This window comes from Ruegeria sp. BB5 (assembly GCF_056539405.1).
The window spans coordinates 184,188-200,896 of record NZ_JBQFUX010000006.1; the positions used below are offsets into that span (position 1 = coordinate 184,188).

17 protein-coding genes are annotated in these 16,709 nt (G+C 54.7%); 7 read left to right on the forward strand and 10 right to left on the reverse strand.

The features are described 5' to 3' along the window. Window positions 1–9 precede the first annotated feature (9 nt). The 5 genes from ACR0DL_RS15090 to ACR0DL_RS15110 form a co-directional block, all read right to left on the reverse strand. Complete coding sequence (locus ACR0DL_RS15090) at window positions 10–459, reverse strand: MarR family winged helix-turn-helix transcriptional regulator (RefSeq protein ID WP_217353310.1); 450 nt, start codon at window positions 457–459, stop codon at window positions 10–12. Next, window positions 449–1,549, reverse strand: a complete 1,101-nt coding sequence (locus ACR0DL_RS15095; RefSeq protein WP_480689926.1) for an Acg family FMN-binding oxidoreductase — start codon at window positions 1,547–1,549, stop codon at window positions 449–451. Before ACR0DL_RS15095 ends, ACR0DL_RS15090 begins: the two co-directional genes overlap by 11 nt. Before the next feature lie 215 nt (window positions 1,550–1,764). Next, the gene (locus ACR0DL_RS15100; protein ID WP_480638638.1) at window positions 1,765–2,442 is read right to left on the reverse strand and encodes a GntR family transcriptional regulator; all 678 of its coding nucleotides are present in this window, start codon (window positions 2,440–2,442) and stop codon (window positions 1,765–1,767) included. Beyond that, window positions 2,439–3,470 (reverse strand): Gfo/Idh/MocA family protein, encoded by a 1,032-nt coding sequence (locus ACR0DL_RS15105; RefSeq protein ID WP_480689928.1) that lies wholly within the window; start codon window positions 3,468–3,470, stop codon window positions 2,439–2,441. Before ACR0DL_RS15105 ends, ACR0DL_RS15100 begins: the two co-directional genes overlap by 4 nt. Next, window positions 3,467–4,555, reverse strand: coding sequence for an isocitrate/isopropylmalate dehydrogenase family protein (locus tag ACR0DL_RS15110; RefSeq protein WP_480689930.1), 1,089 nt, complete (start codon window positions 4,553–4,555; stop codon window positions 3,467–3,469). The genes ACR0DL_RS15105 and ACR0DL_RS15110 overlap by 4 nt, the downstream gene beginning before the upstream one ends. A gap of 135 nt (window positions 4,556–4,690) precedes the next feature. On the opposite strand from ACR0DL_RS15110, the gene ACR0DL_RS15115 reads away from it, so the two are divergent. From ACR0DL_RS15115 to otnC, 7 genes are read left to right on the forward strand one after another with little or no spacing between them, the layout of a single operon-like run. Continuing rightward, window positions 4,691–5,698 carry a Bug family tripartite tricarboxylate transporter substrate binding protein gene (locus tag ACR0DL_RS15115; protein WP_480689932.1) on the forward strand — a complete coding sequence of 336 codons (1,008 nt, stop codon included), beginning with the start codon at window positions 4,691–4,693 and terminating at the stop codon, window positions 5,696–5,698. Window positions 5,699–5,755: 57 nt separating this feature from the next. Beyond that, the gene (locus ACR0DL_RS15120; protein WP_480689934.1) at window positions 5,756–6,505 is read left to right on the forward strand and encodes a hypothetical protein; all 750 of its coding nucleotides are present in this window, start codon (window positions 5,756–5,758) and stop codon (window positions 6,503–6,505) included. 4 nt (window positions 6,506–6,509) lie between these two features. Continuing rightward, window positions 6,510–8,021 carry a tripartite tricarboxylate transporter permease gene (locus tag ACR0DL_RS15125; protein WP_480649307.1) on the forward strand — a complete coding sequence of 504 codons (1,512 nt, stop codon included), beginning with the start codon at window positions 6,510–6,512 and terminating at the stop codon, window positions 8,019–8,021. Further along, window positions 8,021–8,308, forward strand: a complete 288-nt coding sequence (locus tag ACR0DL_RS15130; RefSeq protein WP_480638644.1) for a putative quinol monooxygenase — start codon at window positions 8,021–8,023, stop codon at window positions 8,306–8,308. Before ACR0DL_RS15125 ends, ACR0DL_RS15130 begins: the two co-directional genes overlap by 1 nt. After that, the gene (locus tag ACR0DL_RS15135; protein WP_480663612.1) at window positions 8,305–9,102 is read left to right on the forward strand and encodes an N-acyl homoserine lactonase family protein; all 798 of its coding nucleotides are present in this window, start codon (window positions 8,305–8,307) and stop codon (window positions 9,100–9,102) included. Before ACR0DL_RS15130 ends, ACR0DL_RS15135 begins: the two co-directional genes overlap by 4 nt. Beyond that, complete coding sequence (gene otnK, locus ACR0DL_RS15140; protein WP_480689936.1) at window positions 9,099–10,376, forward strand: 3-oxo-tetronate kinase; 1,278 nt, start codon at window positions 9,099–9,101, stop codon at window positions 10,374–10,376. Before ACR0DL_RS15135 ends, otnK begins: the two co-directional genes overlap by 4 nt. After that, entirely contained in the window at window positions 10,373–11,014 is a 642-nt protein-coding gene (gene otnC, locus ACR0DL_RS15145; protein ID WP_170352025.1) for a 3-oxo-tetronate 4-phosphate decarboxylase, read from the forward strand. Before otnK ends, otnC begins: the two co-directional genes overlap by 4 nt. 240 nt (window positions 11,015–11,254) lie before the next feature. Here the strand turns inward: otnC and ACR0DL_RS15150 are convergent, their stop codons facing one another. The 5 genes from ACR0DL_RS15150 to ACR0DL_RS15170 all read right to left on the reverse strand — a co-directional run bounded on the left by ACR0DL_RS15150 (window position 11,255) and on the right by ACR0DL_RS15170 (window position 16,615). Beyond that, window positions 11,255–12,805 carry a polyamine aminopropyltransferase gene (locus ACR0DL_RS15150; protein WP_480689938.1) on the reverse strand — a complete coding sequence of 517 codons (1,551 nt, stop codon included), beginning with the start codon at window positions 12,803–12,805 and terminating at the stop codon, window positions 11,255–11,257. A gap of 77 nt (window positions 12,806–12,882) precedes the next feature. Further along, window positions 12,883–13,470: a hypothetical protein gene (locus ACR0DL_RS15155; RefSeq protein WP_480689940.1), complete on the reverse strand. Its 588-nt coding sequence runs from the start codon at window positions 13,468–13,470 to the stop codon at window positions 12,883–12,885. A gap of 29 nt (window positions 13,471–13,499) precedes the next feature. Next, complete coding sequence (locus ACR0DL_RS15160; protein WP_170552563.1) at window positions 13,500–14,693, reverse strand: GNAT family N-acetyltransferase; 1,194 nt, start codon at window positions 14,691–14,693, stop codon at window positions 13,500–13,502. A 106-nt stretch (window positions 14,694–14,799) separates the two neighbouring features. Then, entirely contained in the window at window positions 14,800–15,189 is a 390-nt protein-coding gene (gene speD / locus ACR0DL_RS15165; RefSeq protein WP_170552566.1) for an adenosylmethionine decarboxylase, read from the reverse strand. 217 nt (window positions 15,190–15,406) lie between these two features. Next, the gene (locus ACR0DL_RS15170) at window positions 15,407–16,615 is read right to left on the reverse strand and encodes an oxidoreductase (protein WP_170552569.1); all 1,209 of its coding nucleotides are present in this window, start codon (window positions 16,613–16,615) and stop codon (window positions 15,407–15,409) included. Window positions 16,616–16,709 lie beyond the last annotated feature (94 nt).

Here is a 16,709-nt window from a genome sequence, read left to right on the forward strand (position 1 = left end):
TGGCTCTACTTAGTCCCGTTCGCTGTCCAAAGCTTCGCGTATGAGCGTCAGATTCGGCAGCGAGTTGCGAAATGGATCGAATCCGAGTTCGTACAAAACAGGATCCAGGGCTTCCGACATCCGCTCCATACAAGCTTTCAAAAACTCCGCGCCTCGCGGTGTGGACCGGGCAATTTTTGAACGCTTGTCATTGGGGTTGGCTTCAAGGGTAATTAAGGCATGACTTTCAAGACTGGAGAGCATGTGCGTCATCGACGTCTTGGGCACTTGAAAAGCGTTCGATAGCTGTAGTGGCGTCTCTCCCTCGGGGCGCCGGACCAGATGGCCCAATATGCCAAATTGGGTTGCGGTCATTCTGCCAGGTAAGAACGCTTCTAGCTTGGTCGAGATCAACTGATTGATGATCCCGACCTCGGTGAAGAACCGGTAGACTTCGTTGGTCTCATGTTCAGGCTTCATTCAGAATTCGTGTCTCCAGCGGCCAGCGGGGTGTGGCAATTGGTTCGGGTCCATACCCCAAACGCAGCAACATTTGCACTGTGTGCCCTGTTGGCGCAAGAAGCTCATGCGCCAGAGCGTATTCATCGGCCATCTCGGGATATTCCTGAAGTGCCTGACTGACCGGATGAACGCCCAGGCCCATTTCGGTTGTCTTCAGATAAAAACGCATCAATCGACGCCCGGCATCGAGTTGATCGCTTCGCGTGTTTGTAGCCGTCGTGATGACCGCGTATTGCGGCGTCGCGTCTAGCATGGCGAAGTAGCCTCGCATGTGTGACTGAGTGCCCGGGTGGTCAACGTTCATCAGGGTCTCATTGTCCAACAGACCTGCTAGTCGCAGTGTTTCCAGCATGGGATCACGCAGTTCAATCCCGTCAGGGTTGGCGTTTATTTCTGCTTTCCCGATCCGCATGAGGTCGACGGATTCTTTCAGCGTCTGCGGTGTACGCATCTCGATTTCAAATGCGCGTTTCGTGAGGTCTCGAATACGGGCCACTAGACTCTCATCGGAAATCAGAGTGGCGTAGTTTTCAAGGACTGACATTTCCGCCTCGGACAGTCGCTGTTCAGTGTACGGTTCTTTGTTAGAATGCCGTTTGAGGATTTGATCTGATAGTGGATCGGATGTTCCGCCTGGCACAAATACTGCTTCTGCGATGGGTCCGTCATCCCCATCTGGCAGTAACTTGACCTCGGTATCGAACCCGAAAGCACTTGCCGCCAGTACCATCGTCTCAACAAATGCCCCGAGGCCAATATAGAGCTGACGGTGGTAAGGATCGGTTTCCGGAAGCTCGCGATCAGGATCACGGTGGATGCGCACCTTGTCTCGTCCAACCAACTCGACCAGCCAAGGTTGCAAGTTGTGCGGATTGGGGGCGAGAATTGCATAGGACAAAGCAACTTTGCGTGGGTCGTCATACGGTTTTGGCGTCCACGGAGCCAGCGCGTCATGCGGCGTGCGTGTAGCGAGAAACGCAACCGCACCGGTTGCCGCCAGTATTGTGCCTCCGCCTAGAATCTTGAGAAAACGTCTTCGGTTTGGCATCTTTACTCTCCAATAGTGCGATATCGTACTAATTTAATACGAATTCGTACCACATCAACCCCAAACGATGCAGTGATTGGTTGAGTGATTTGAAAAAAGAAAATCAGAACAGCCGGACGCAACCGTGGACTGCCGTGGGCGACAAGTATTCGGAGCGCCGTTGATGTCGAAAATTGGCAGTTATTTTAGTTGATTAACGACCGGACACGAGAAGATCAGAGGCTGTTGAGCCGATGCTTTTCGAGTATCCCGCAAAGCATAGCCTGCGCTTGCAGCCTGTGTTCTCGATGACGTTCGCGGGCGGCATCTGGACGACCTTCACTAATCGCTTGAAAAACAACCCGGTGATCTTCATTGGATTTGACGGGCAGGGGCCTGATGAACAACGTCGTTGCGCGCGCGCGACGCACCTGGTCGCTCATCATGGCGACAATCGCTTCGACACGTTTGTTGCCGCCCAACCGAACGAGCTCCTGATGAAACAACTCGTCGGCCTCGGCCCAGGCTTCAAGGTCTCCGGCTTCGATGGCTTGGTCCATCTTTGCAATTGATCCAGCAAGTACCGCCAGTTCATCTTCTGAATAACCCGCTTCGGCAGCGCGCTGCGCTGCGAGGCTCTCGAGTTCCGTCAGTATGTCGTAAATTTCACGCATATCATCTGATGAAACAGGTAGTATCCGCACGCCCTTGCGGGGCCGCATTTCCAGCAACCCTTTACTTTCCAACATCAACGCAGCTTCCCGTATCGGGGTGCGGGACATGCCCAGAGTTTCGGCGAGTTCCGATTCCAGATGGTCAGTTCCGGCCGCAAGTTCGCCGGAAAGGATCATCTGTCGCAAATCCCTAACGGCGCGTTGCGTATTGGAAAGAGTTTTTGCGTCTTGACCCTTCACGGCGTCTCCAGGTTGATCTTTCGTCCCTCCGCAGCCGAGAGATAGATGTTCTCTTCGATGCGGATCACGTCCAAATAGTCTCGAGCCGTGTTTTCCAACGGCGTGCCTCTTAGAAGGCCTGAAACGACGTGACTTTGCAAGGCGTGGACGCAGTCGCCTCCAAACCCATCATGATCGCTCGGAGGTAAAACCTGCTGCCGCTCCTGTTTTCCAAAAACGCGGAGTTCTACTGAACCGTCGCCGTTAAGAACCAGTGATCCTTCCGTTCCTTCGACGAGAGCTTCGCCCATGGTCTGACGCAGGTTTTCGGCGCTGTGGTCAAGGCATCGGTTCCCATCGAACAGAGCTTTCAAACCGTTGGGGTGGTCAAACAAGATGTAACCTGCATCCTCGCCCGCGATAACGGGGTTAACTTGGCGCAAGTCCGCATAAACTGCGCTGGGCGCATCGAACAAAAATCGGAATGTGTCTACCCAGTGAACCGCTGTTTCATGCACCAGAAAACGTGGCATGTCCTGAAAGTACGGCTGCCGGTCAAGGTAGGCGCGTGGTCCCTGTCCGTCGCCGGGCCGAAGCCGGAAAGTCGCTTGTAGAGGTGTTCCAATTCGACCCTCGGTCATCGCTACCTTGATCGCACGATACCAGGGCTGAAAGCGAAAATTCTCATGCACGACAATAGTTGCGCCTAGTGCTTCAGCCTCGGAAACGATCTTCTTAGCTTCATCCAATGACATGCAGAAAGGTTTTTGGCAGATCAGCCACTTGATACCAAACCGCAGTGCCGTTCGGATGGCGGCGGCCTGCGCAACAGGTGGAAGGATGATGTCCACGAGATCCGGTTCTTCCGCCTCCAGCATTTTTGACAGATCATCGTAAGCGGCCAGTCCTGTTTCCTTCGCCTTGTTGATATCACGGTTGCAGGATGCAATCGGAACCGCTCCGGGCATTCGGGACCAGCTTTCGTAGTGGAACCTGCTGAAGTACCCCGCACCCACACACGCGACCCTGATGGCTTGTTGAGTATTCATGCCCGCAATGCTTCCAATACCGACGAGGCTGCGTCCTGCGTTCCGGCCGTGCCACCTAGGTCACACGTCAGGTTCTGTCCGTTCGCAGTCACCTTTTCCACGGCTTCGCTCAACCGTTCGCCGTCGTTGGACAGGTCTGGATGATCATGGGTCAACCCCAACCATTCAAGCATCATTGCTGCGGACAGGATCATCGCAAAAGGATTGGCAATACCCCGTCCCGCAATGTCCGGAGCGGAACCATGGCAGGGTTGGAATACAGCGTGCTTCAACCCGATATCCGCTGACGGAGCCAGTCCAAGACCACCCATGAGACCCGCGCCAAGGTCGGAGAGGATGTCTCCGAACATGTTCTCAGTCACCAATACGTCGAATTCCCAAGGCTTTTGAACCATCCATAGAGCGGTGGCATCAACATAGGCATGGTCTGCCTGCAATTCGGGATGGTGTGCAGCTTCTGTATCAAACATCGATCTGAAGAACGCAAAAGCGCGGAACACATTAGCTTTGTCGACACATGTAACTCGACCCCGACCGCGCCCGGTTCTTTTGCGGTTCTGGGCGAGTTCAAACGCGAAACGGAACAGTTTTTCGGACACCTCACGAGTGATCAGCAGAGTTTCACGTGCTTCGTGTTCGGTAACTTCGCCAGTGCCTTGGGTGAAGAACAGTCCTTCTGTGCTCTCGCGTATCAAGACAAAGTCGATCTCTTTTCCGGTGGGCAGCGCCAAGGGGGTCATTTGTCCGCTGCTTACCTTTACTGGCCGTACACCAGCGAAAAGTCCCAGTTGCTTTCGCAGATCGATCTGCGGTGAAATCTCGGTTCCGTCAGGGTAGCGAACGTCCGGCAAACCCATTGCAGATAGCAGAATCGCGTCGGCGTTGCGTGCAGTTTCGAGTGACCCAGCCGGAAACGATTCTCCAGTTTTGGCGTAGTGGCCTGCGCCCGCCGGAGCGTCTGTAAACACCAGTTCGTATGAAGGACTGCCGCGCGAAAGCTGGTGCAGTATTTCAAGCGTAGGGGCCATAATTTCCGGGCCGATTCCGTCCCCGTGGAACACTGCTACATCATAATTTTTCTTCATCTTAGCCCGCTTCCTTCCCGTTTCGCATTCATAGCGCGATAGCAGCTTTCACTACAGTCCGTTGACAATGCATTCTTTAATGTATACGCAAATAAATGCAATAATAAACGCAAAGTTGTTTGGGAGGACTTGGAAATGAAACTAAAGCTTGGGCGGTTGGCGGCCGCAGCCGCGATGGCGACCGGGATTGCAGGGGCAGCTGTTGCGCAGGATTATCCCTATCGTGATATCACCACAGCTGTGGTCTGGGGGGCCGGAGGAGGTACGGATACGATCAACCGAATGATCATGGCCGAGATGGAAAAACACCTTCCGGTCTCGATCAATGTGATCAATCAAACAGGTGGTGTCGCAGGCTCCAACGGTATGGTCTACGTCATGAATCAACCAGACGATGGCTACACATTGGTTGGTCTGTCAGAGTCCAACGTCACCGCTGCTGTGCAGGGTGGTTGGGATAAGAAATTTGACTTTTGGTATCCGTTCATTGTTGGCGGATCACCTGATCTGATCTCGGTTCCAGCAGATAGCCCTTACAACACGCTGGAAGAGCTGGTCGACGCCGCAAAAGCTGCTCCTGGAACCATTCCAGCGGCGGCTTCCGGCGCAGGTTCGATCCACCACTTGAACCTTCTGGCTATCGAAAAAGGGTCCAGTGCAGAATTCAAGTTTGTTCCATACAAAGGTTCAGCGCCCGGGCAGGAGGCAGCAATAGCAGGTGAAGTCGCGTTGGTTGTGACTTCTCTAGCTGAACAGGCCCCGTTGATCGAAGGCGGTCAACTTAAACCGCTTGCGATGTTGACACCCGAAGATGCGCAGATTGCAGGGGCAACAGTGCCTTCTGCCTTTGGCATCTATGACGGTCTCGATCAGTATTTGCCACTCAAGCAGGCCATCGGGTTTGCAGTTCACAGTTCAGCGGGGGACGACGTAAAGGCCGCGCTTGGTGATGCCTTCGAGCAAGCGATTGCCTCCGACACCGTCGCTGAATGGGCCTCTGCAAACAATTATGATGTCGGTGGTCAACACGGCGAAGAAGCTCAAGAGCTGTTTGCGAACCTCGAAGCTACCTTTGCCTACACCTTACAAGATTTGGGTGCCGCAACCGTCGATCCGGCGTCGCTGGGTATCGAGAAGCCATAATCCGATCACATTTGAAAGGGCGCGCATAATCGCGCCCTTTCCGACAAGAGGCAGGCAATGGACAAACCTGACGATACACTGATCATGCGGGCGCGCGATTTCTGGGCCTCGATTGGTCTGATAGCAATTTCCACCTTTTTCCTTTGGAAGACGTCGGACATCCCCCTTTGGGGTGAAAACCGCGCAGGTGTCAGTGGGTCGGACTGGTACAACTCGGCTGCAATTGTACCGCTGTTCATCTTCGGTGGATTGCTTGTGTTGTCCTTCGTCTTGCTAGCTATTTCGATCCGCTCAGGTGGAGCCCAAAACGCGCTTAGCGCTTTGGGTATCGGATGGGACAAGTCGGAAGCCTTTCGAGCTTCAACAATCGGCCTGATCCTTCTTGCATATGTCGTCGGACTGGTTCCCAGAGTGGACTTCATTTTGTGCTCGGGGTTACTGATTACAGCTTTGACTTACGGCTACTACGGCGGTCACGTGCGGCGTGCTTTGGTGGCCTGTATCGCAGTTGTCGTCGCCGGTTTGTTTGCGTTCGCCGTGTTTCCTGCTCAGGCGGATTGGAATGCACACGGTGATGATTGGTTTACACTGGCCTTGTGGGTCGCGTTAACACTAGTGGTGTTGACCAAAGCGGCTTCTGAACGCGTTTTGCGGTTCGTTCCATTGGTGGCAATACTTGCCCCTCTCATCCTCGTTTGTGCGATGGCATTCGTCTTCCGCCAAAACGTACCTGCGCGCGGTGGGCTGATCTTCAAGCAAATCGAATACCACTACTACGTGACGCTTCGTCCGCTATGGAAAGACTGACCGGATGGACTTTATCCTTTCGCAACTAGCTGGATTTGGGACTGCATTCGTGGGTCTGGCAGTGGACCCGCTGACCTATCTGTATTTGATCGCATCCGTATTCCTGGGCATCACATTCGGCGCATTGCCCGGCCTTACGGCAACCCTGGCAGTGACGATCTTGACGGGTTTCTTCGGCAACAAAATCCCGCTGGACTATTCGCTCATCGCCTTGCTCGGGGCCTATGTCGGCGCGATTTACGGTGGCTCTTATCCGTCTATTCTGCTGAACATTCCGGGCACGGCGGCCAGTGCGGCGACGGCCATGGATGGATACCCTCTGGCCAAAGCGGGTCGAGGGGGCGAAGCACTAGGGCTGACCACAACGGCCAGTTTCATTGGTACAGTTATCGGGACCATCACGCTTTTGATTTTTGTCTGGGCGCTGCTTTTGGTTTCAAAGAACATCGCAAGCCCGGAGAAAGCATTGCTGGCCCTGTTCGGCATTCTGCTTTCTGGCACTTTGATGAGCGAAGACCTGGTGATTAAGGGATGGATCGCCGGTCTGATCGGGCTTGCGATGTCCATGGTGGGGCTTGACCCTCTGTTGTCTGAACCGCGCTATACCTTCGGCTGGTCTTACCTGATGAGCGGATTTCAGGTCGTGCCAGTTTTGATGGGTGCCTTTGCCATCCCCCAAATTATCGACGGTTTGAGGCACGTTGAGGCTGGGAAAGTTGTAGCCCTAAAGGGCCGAATCCTTCCGAACCTACGCTCCATCCGACGCTACCTGCCCACCATTGGCCGGTCAGGAGTGATTGGAACTGGGGTAGGAGCGCTTCCTGGCGTCGGCGAAGATGTCGCCGGTTGGGTCAGCTACGGTGTTGGCAAGACCGTATCTGCCGAGGGCGACAAGTTTGGAAAAGGATCATTGGAAGGTCTGCTGTGCTCTGAGACTGCAAACAACGCTTGTATTGGTGGTGCGCTAATCCCGCTTTTAGTGTTGGGCATTCCCGGTTCGCCACCCGCCGCGGCTTTGATGGGGGCCTTCAAGATCAACAACGTGATCCCAGGCCCCACGATAGACCCCGAGATCATTTTGCGCGTGGTTGCAATTTTAGTGCTGGCCTCCCTGACAATGTTCTTGATGGGCCTGTTCACCGCTCGGGTATTCATCAAAATACTTGCCATCCCGCAGACCATCTTCTTACCCGTCGTTATGGTTCTGACAACAATTGGGTCTTTCAGCGTCGGTGGTGGTATCAATGATCTCTACCTGATGCTTGGCGTCGGCGCCGTTGCCTACTTCATGAACCTGATGAAGTACCCAATCGCGCCGTTGGTGATAGGCGTTATTCTGGGCAGCCTGTTTGACGAAACCTTCCGCCGGTCATTGTTCCTGTCGGATGGGGATCCTTCGGTCTTCTTTTCACGACCCGGTGCGGCCATTCTGCTGGTGCTCAACATTGGTCTGATCCTCAGCCAGCTGCCCGTTGCAAAGCGCGCTTTCTCACGTCTGAAAGGACTTTCTGTCTGATGTTTGTAGTCACTGTCACTTTCACTCTCAAACCCGGTACGAGAGACACTTTTCTACCGCTGATGGTCAAAAACGCTTCAACCTCTTTGCGTGAAGAACCCGGATGCCAACAGTTTGACGTGTGCCTCGGCGACGATCCCGAGACAGTTTTTCTTTATGAGGTTTATGAGGACAGCGCGGCGTTCTCTGCCCACCTAGAAAGCGCGCATTTTCAATCCTTCGATGCGGCGGTGGCTGATATGATCGCCACCAAGGTAGTTCACCAGTATTCCGAGGTCATCCGATGAACGATTGGGAAATCCATGCCGTGAAATACGCGGATCGCAACGCCCGGACGCGAGCCGATAGCTTCATTTTCGATGATAATCATGACGCTCCTCACGCGATGGATTATTTCGTTTGGGTGCTCAAACGCGGTAACAAAGTCGTTCTGGTCGATACCGGCTATGACTCCGATGAGGCCGCCGCACGTGGTCGTCCCATCGCGATGGACCCTCGCGAGGCTCTAAGCCCTTTAGACATTATGCCAGAAGCGGTGACTGAGGTCATCGTGACCCACCTTCATTATGACCATGCAGGGGGGCTGCATTTGTTCCCTAACGCGAAATTGCACATGCAGTCGGCGGAAATGGCCTTCGCCACAGGTCCATGCATGTGCCAGGATCACCTGCGTGCGCCTTTTACGGCTGGCCATGTATGCGAGGTCGTAAAGCGTCTCTATTCAGGCAAGGTGGTGTTCTATGATGGAGAAGCCGAGATTGCAGATGGGGTAACGGTGCACTGCATCGGAGGGCATTCGCGCGGGTTGCAATGCGTTCGCGTAAGAACGGCGGCCGGGTGGATGGTACTCGCCTCTGACGCCTCGCACTATTACGAGAATTTCATGGCACGCAAAGCCTTTCCTATCGTCGTCGACCTGCAAGACATGATGGATGGTTTCGAGACCCTTGAGAGGTTGGCTTCGCATTCTAGGCTTATCGTGCCCGGCCATGATCCACTTGTGCGTGAGGTATTTCCCGTGGGCGCGGCACCGCATATCCATAGGCTGGATCCAGGGCCGACGCGGGACATTGAACTATGAAAATCGGTGTCATAGCGGACGATTTTACTGGTGCAAGTGATGTCGCAAACACCTTGGCGAAGGGTGTTGAGCCGGAAGGTGGACTACGAACGGCTCAGTTTCCAGGTATTCCAACTTCCCCAGCTGACAAAGAGATCGAAGCGGGTGTGATCTCACTTAAGAGCCGCACCGCACCTATTGAGGAAGCCGTAGCGGACAGCTTGCAAGCTCTGCGGTGGCTTAAGGATCAAGGATGCCAGCAGTTCATTTTTAAATACTGCTCGACATTCGATTCCACTAATGAAGGAAACATCGGCCCGGTCGCGGAAGCGCTTGCCAACGAACTGGACGCGCAGAAGGTGGTTTTCTGTCCGGCCTTTCCCACCACGGGGCGTACCATCTATCACGGCCATCTTTTTGTGCTCGGCAAGCTATTGCACGAGTCTGGGATGGAAAATCACCCTCTTACTCCGATGACGGATGCGAACATCAGGCGTTGGTTGCAGCACCAGGCCAAAGAGGCGGTTGGGTTGGTTCCAGTTGGCACCGTGAAGCAAGGGCCAGAGGCGATTGCTGATGCGTTGCAGATCGCAGACGAACGCTTTGTAATCGGTGATGCGATTTCGGACGAGGATTTGCTGGCCTGGGGCGAGGCACTGATGGATGCCCAGCTGATTACCGGGGGATCCGGGATAGCATTGGGTCTACCCAGAAACTTCGTCAGAAAAGCTTCGTCCAAAAGAGGTGGCATTGTGTTCACAGGTATCTCTGGGCCTGCCGCTATCCTTGCAGGGTCATGTTCAGGTACGACACGAGGGCAGATCGATGTTCATGCGGAATCCAATCCGACGTTCGCCATCGATGTTCCGGGTGTTATGTCCGGGGATGTGACCACGCAAACGCTTCTGGATTTCTTTGAAACGCATTCAGGAGAGTCCCCTCTCGCTTACTCATCAGGAAGCCCGGAAGAGGTGCGTGCGATCCAAAGTCAATTCGGTCAAGAAGTAGTAGCGGACAGGCTGGACAATCTGTTTGCGGAAACAGCACGAGAACTTGTTCAAACGGGTCATAAGCGCCTTGTCGTGGCCGGAGGAGAGACGTCAGGCGCTGTCGCCAAGGCCGTCTCTGAGGCATTGGGTTCACCGGCCATGTCAATTGGGCCAGAGATCGATCCGGGCGTGCCAGTCTTGAGCGTTGGAAAGACTGAACCCATTGCGCTGGCTCTAAAGTCTGGAAACTTCGGCGCTCCGGACTTTTTCGCGAAGGCCCTCAGAATGATGGAGTCCGGTAAATGAGTTCTGAAGAACAGACACTGCGACGGCAGATGTCGGAACTGTGTGCATCGCTGTTTGCGCGTGGTTTTTCCGTCGGCACGGCGGGCAATGTCTCCGCGCGTTTACATGACGGGATCCTCATGACGCCAACGAATTCCACCTTGGGCGATATCGACCCCGAGCGCATCGCCAAGATTAGTTTGGATGGCAACCACGTTTCCGGCGACAAGCCGACCAAAGAGGTTTTTCTGCATCAAGCCTTCTATGACACGCGGCCGGAAGCGGGCGCTGTGGTTCATCTGCACTCGACCTGGGCCACTGCTCTGTCGTGTCTGGAAGACACCGATCCCAATGACTGTATTCCGCCGCTTACGCCGTACGTGGTGATGCGCGTCGGCACGGTCAAACTGGTTCCATACATCAAGCCAGGCGACCCGAAATCCGGTTACTTGATCCGCGAACTGGGCGGCAAGTATAGTGCGGTTCTGTTGGCCAATCACGGTCCCGTCGTCTCGGGAAAGGATCTCTTCTCAGCGGTTTGTGCAGCAGAAGAGTTAGAAGAAACAGCCAAGCTACTAGTGGCTTTGCGGGGCCTGCCAACCCGATTGCTGGATGTAGCTCAAGTCGCAGAACTCAAAGAGACTTTCGGAAGGATTTAATCCGGCACCGAAAAGTGGAGCGCGCAGACTTTTGGGCAAATCGTGCAGAGTTATGAGCAAATATCGCGCAGAAATATGGTCGAACTTCAAGAATTTTCTTTAATGAAATCAATGGCGGTAATGCAGCGTTAGAAGAGCACCTACAGTCTCCGGGTTAGGTCAGCATGCAGACCTTTTTCGACAGTGTCCGCTTGTTAGACCTGATCTGAGAGGTGGACGACATTCAATTGGCGTCCAGGCTCAATAGCCGGACACGTCGCGGGCGTATTCCTGATAGATGCCGGGGTCAAAGATGGAATTCACTGCAAGCTCGCGTCTGGGCAACATGTCGCTGGGAAACACCTGCGCGGCCAAAAAAACCTCTGGCGTTACAAACCTCAGACCCTCGGGCAAATTCCCCAGCGTAGACGCGGGTTCATTGGTCGCAAGGTTGTAACCCCAAACCCCGAAAGAAGGGATCGACATCTGATAGTTCACCACCTGCGGGAACATCTCGGACAGGGTTTCCGATATCGTCCAATAGGTATGGGGGGAAAAAAAAGGTGAGCTGCTTTGTGTCACCAGAACGCCGTTTTGGGACAGAATGCCCTGAACCATGGCGTAGAACTCGACCGAATACAGTTTTGACAGTGCCTCACTATGAGGATCGGGAAAGTCGATGATGATCCGGTCATAGATCTGATCGGTGGATTTGACATAGTTGAAAGCGTCGGTGTTGTGAACGTTTAGTATGGACGCCTCCATGCTGTTGTCATTCAGACGTGCGACGGGGGCCAGATTGCGCCCCAGGTCGGTCATCGCTGGGTCAAGATCGACCAGATCGATACGCTCAACGCTGGGGTGTTTCAGGATTTCACGTACGGCCAGACCGTCGCCACCGCCAAGCACCAGAACCGACTTTGGGGTGCTATCCCCCCATGACAAGGCGGGGTGGACCAACGCTTCGTGATAGCGGTATTCGTCGGTTTCAGCGAATTGCAGATGGCCATCAATGTACAGGCGTACGTCGTTTTTTTGCCAAGTATTGGTAACGACCAACGACTGATACTGGGACTGTTTGCGCCAGACGATGCGATCAAAATACAGATGATCCTGCGCAAATGCAGTGATGCGCCCGGCCACCAGGGTCAGGGCGAACAACAAAACTATGGTACCAATGGCACAGGCCAGCATCCGTTTGGGCGCATCCAGTTGGTCGCGCAGACACAGGACGCTGAGCAGGCCAACCATTGCATTGGTCAGACCGATAGCGAAAGAGGATGAAATCAGCCCAAGCGACGGCAGCAACAGAATGGGAAACAGAACCGATCCCCCAAGCGCACCGATATAGTCTAGTGACAGCACATCAGCGATGGATTCCCGCGTTGTACTGCTTTCCGACAATACGCGCATCAGCAGCGGTATTTCCAACCCGACCAGAAATCCGATGGCCGAGATGAAGGTGAACATACCCACCGTGTAAAACCAGGGCGCATAAGGAAAAAGCATGAACAGCGACACGCTGCACAGACCACCGATCAGCGCCAGGATCAGCTCAACCCAGATGAACGTCTGGATCAGGTTGCCGTGGAAAAAACGGGACACATAGGACCCCACGCCCATGGCAAACATGAAAAACCCGATCGTAAGTGAGAACTGATAGACCGAGTTTCCCAGCAGATAGCTGGACACCGTACCGATGATCAATTCGTAGACAATGCCACAAAGGGCAACAACAAGGATTGCGCCAAGAAGAACCATCGCCTGCCGCCGGGGCAGCGCCGTGTAACGCGGTGTCAGAGTATCAGTCATTTCAAAATCCGAAAACGGGAAGACCCGGCACTGATAACGCGCCGGGTCTGAGTGGGGTTTGGTGTAGTCGCGGCGTCTTATTTACCGGCGCGCAAACCGCCCGAGCGGGCGCTGCGCGGGGCCGAGTAGCTGTTGCGCGGTGTCACTGACCGGTTGTTGAAGCTGGACGCGGTAATGCCGGCCGAGCGTTGGCGGCTGATCAGGTTGCCGATCAGAGCCCCCGCCAGGAATCCCGCCCCCGAGAACCGCAAGCCCGCGGATTGGCCGGTGGTGTCGGTGGCGATCAGGCGGTTGTTGGCCTCGTCAATCTCGATTGTGAAAATCTCACCCTCGCTCGATTCGCGCGTGCCATTTGCGTTCGGATCGACAAAACCCGAGAATTTGGCGTCAGACAGAACCTCCATGCCCAGCGGTTCGTCATAAAAGCGCGGGTCCGAGTTCATGACCTGAGCCAGATATCCGGTGAACTCATCCACCTGCTCGTCAGATGCTTCGGCGATGCTGTTGGCTTCCAGGTATTCCTGATACTGGTTGATCGCGAATTCGGTCCGGTCCAGAACCTGCCCGAGATCGGCGGTTTGCTCGGACTTCGAACTAAAAAACATCGAATAGGCCACAAAGCCCACAACGCCAACAATGGCTATCGTCTTAATGTTTCCAAACATAATTTCTCCTATTGATTTGAGACTGTGATTCAGGTTTCGCCAAGGTCGCTGCTCCACCAGACCTGATGCAGGTCTTTGCCGTAGAACTCTTTGAGCTCGCCGCATTTTTTCAGGCCATTGGCCTGCAGTTCTGTTGCGTTGGCGTTGGACAGGTCGGACGGAATGGCCAGAACGGCCATGCGATAACTTTGCGCGCGCGCCAACGAAAGCTGTTGATCCAGCCCGCTCAGCCCGCTGCTGGTTTCGCACCAGCGCAGGCCGGCAACGTCGTCCGTTTCGGCGGCTTTGTGAATGTCGGTGAAGCTCAGGCCAGTGGTTGGCGATGGCTCTGCCGCCTGTATGTCGGGCGCTTCGGGATTGTCCAATCCATAGATGATCTTGGCTTCGCGTGGGCCGTGATACCCGGGTACCGTCAGTTCGACTTCGGCTCCGAATTCCTCATACAGTTTATGCGCCGCGGCATAGAGCTTTTTGCCAAACTCTTCATAGTCGCTGGTTTCGATGAAAATCTTGCGGACATGCATCTGGGCCAGTTTGCCAAGCAGGTCGTTCAGCATCTGGCTTCCCAGCCCCTTGCCCGCATGCGCCTGATCCAGATAAGTCCAGGACAGCCAGGCGATGTCCGGCGCATCTTCGTCGAGGCAATAACCGATCAGCCCCAGCACCTCGCCGCGGTCCTGCAGGACGAACATGTTGTCCGTTCCTTCATGCACGAACTTATTTTCGGCTTCGTCGGCATCATCTTCGTCGGTTTGGGCGATGATTTGGACAGCCGGGGATACATGCCGCCATTCCATGGGTTTAAGGGTTGGCCCTTTTGAGCCGAACAGGGCGCTAAACATGGCGAGTCCTCCTCCGATCAAGGCGGATGTGCTGTGGGTGAAAACGGCGATCTGAGGGCGCAGAAACAACAGCTCGGCGATAAGGACAAAGACAATCAGCGCCAGCATCCAACTGCGTCGCCCCGGTGTGCTTGTGGCAATCACTCCATAGGAAACCAGGCCATAGGCGACACTGGACAGCCCCACAAAGCCGGGTCCGGCCAATGCGATTTCTGTTGTCGTTCCGGCAACGGCGCAAAGGATAACAAGCCCCGCGGTTCGGGCGCTGCCCAAGTGCGGTTCGCTGAGGCTGCCGCCAACAAGGATTAGCAGGCAATTGAGCGTCAGATGGTTCAGATTGCCATGTCGGATCGAAAACAACAGATGATCGGGTAGCGTCACAATGGGTCCGGAATACCGAACCGGACCCCACAGCGCATAAACGATTATCGCGCATAGTATGAGACTTATCGTGACCGGGCATCTGCGCAGTTCCTTCATCCGCCCTTTAGCAGCCCGCCGCCGCAAGCCGGTGTCTGCTCTGTCCGATCAGACCGCGCTTGATGGATTGCACATCGACGCGCTGGGGGCGGAAATAGGACTCCAAAACCTCTAAGCTGCGCTGTGGTTCTGCGTCACCGCACATAAAGATATCGATGGCGGCATATCCGTGTTCGGGCCAGGTGTGGACCGAGATGTGCGACTCGGCCAAAAGTGCCATGCCTGTGAAACCTGCCCGTTGTCCGAAATCGCGCATGTTGATCCCAAGAACCTGAGCATTGGCAGCAATTGCCGCGCGTCTCAGGGTCTCTTCTGCTGGGGAAGGATCGTATAGTGCGCTTGCATCGAAAAAATCTGCTATAAGGTGTAGGCCCAGAGAAGATGAGAACCCATCCATATGAAATCGAAACCTCAAATCCAAAAAATTCTGTACCCTGACTATCCCTCTGATCTTGGTAGTCAATCTCAACTCAGGTTTATCTAAATTGGGCTGCTGAGCTGTGGCAAAAAAACACAACTCATGAGGGATTCGCGCTGAAATTAAATCAAGACCGCGACTGGTCCGGTTGTGGTGCTTTTGGGCGCAATTTCACATAACCTGCTGATCGGCTGTCTCAGGTTTGCTTTGACCTGGAATTAAACCGGTTCTGCCAGATCCTTGCGCGCTGTGCGTCGCGGTTTTCATATTCGGTGATGGCCTGGGCAATACCGCGATCCACCGATCCTTCCCGATCCGACCCGATATCCGTCATGCGCATGGTATACCACGCGGTCATCCCTCCGGGTGGAAGGGTAGTGAAGCGGGGGAAGGGGACCTCGTGTTGTCGCGCCTGCCACGTCCGGGGCAAAGCGGGATCAAGAACAAAGCCTCGTGCAATACCCACCGCATCCACATCCCCCGCCATAATCGCAGCTTCTGCCTCGTCACGGCGCTTGAATCCTCCGGTGGCCATAAGCGGGATCGCGGTTAGACCGCGCGCCGCACGAACGAAGTCGAGGAAATAGGGGCCTTTGGACGTACGATCAGAACTGGACGGAGCCCCCGGAAAATAAGTTCCGCCGCTGATGTCCAATAGATCAACACCTTTGCCTTCAAGCCCTGCAACCACCTTCAGCGCGTCTTGTTCTGTAAGACCGCCGTCCAGCTGATCGGTGGCGTTGAGTTTGACGGCAACTGTAAAATTGCGGGGCACCGCGGCACGAACGGCCTCGACCGTTTCGATCAGCAGGCGCATCCGCGCGTGGATTGCGCCGCCATAGGCATCCGTCCGGCGGTTGAAGAGGGGAGAGAGAAATTGGCTCAGAAGAAACCCATGCGCGGCATGGATCTGGACGCCTCCAAAACCAAGTTTGGCTGCAAGATGGGCAGTGCGTGCAAATTGATCCGGGATTGCTCTGATTTCGGGCAAAGACATGGCTTCGCTGCGAAAGTCTGGGAAGTCTATCGCACTTGGGCCTCTGGGCTGGCTGATCGGTAAATGGGCCAACGCCCCGGCATGGCCGAGTTGCAGCCAAAGCTGCGCGCCGTCGGCCGACCCGCGCCGGGCTAGATCGCTGAAGGCCGCCAAGTCAGCTTGTTCATCAAGCACCAAATTACCCGGCTTTTCGGGGAAATGAGGATCGCCTTGCACCTCGCCGATAATTGACGCGGCCACACCCCCTGTTGCCCAACGTTCATACAGACGCATCTGTGCAGCGGTTGGGTTGCCCTGACCATCGGCCAGTGAATCCGACATGGCCGATTTGATGATCCTGTGCTTCAAAACACGCCCGTTCGGCAGTGTAAGCGGCGTGAAGAGAGAGATGTTCGAGGCGGCGGGCAAGGTGGTTCTCCTTGGTTTTTGATCTCCACCTTAGATAATTTGGACAATCTCTTTTGATAATGTAGTGAATGGGATTAGTTTTTGATATTTTTTA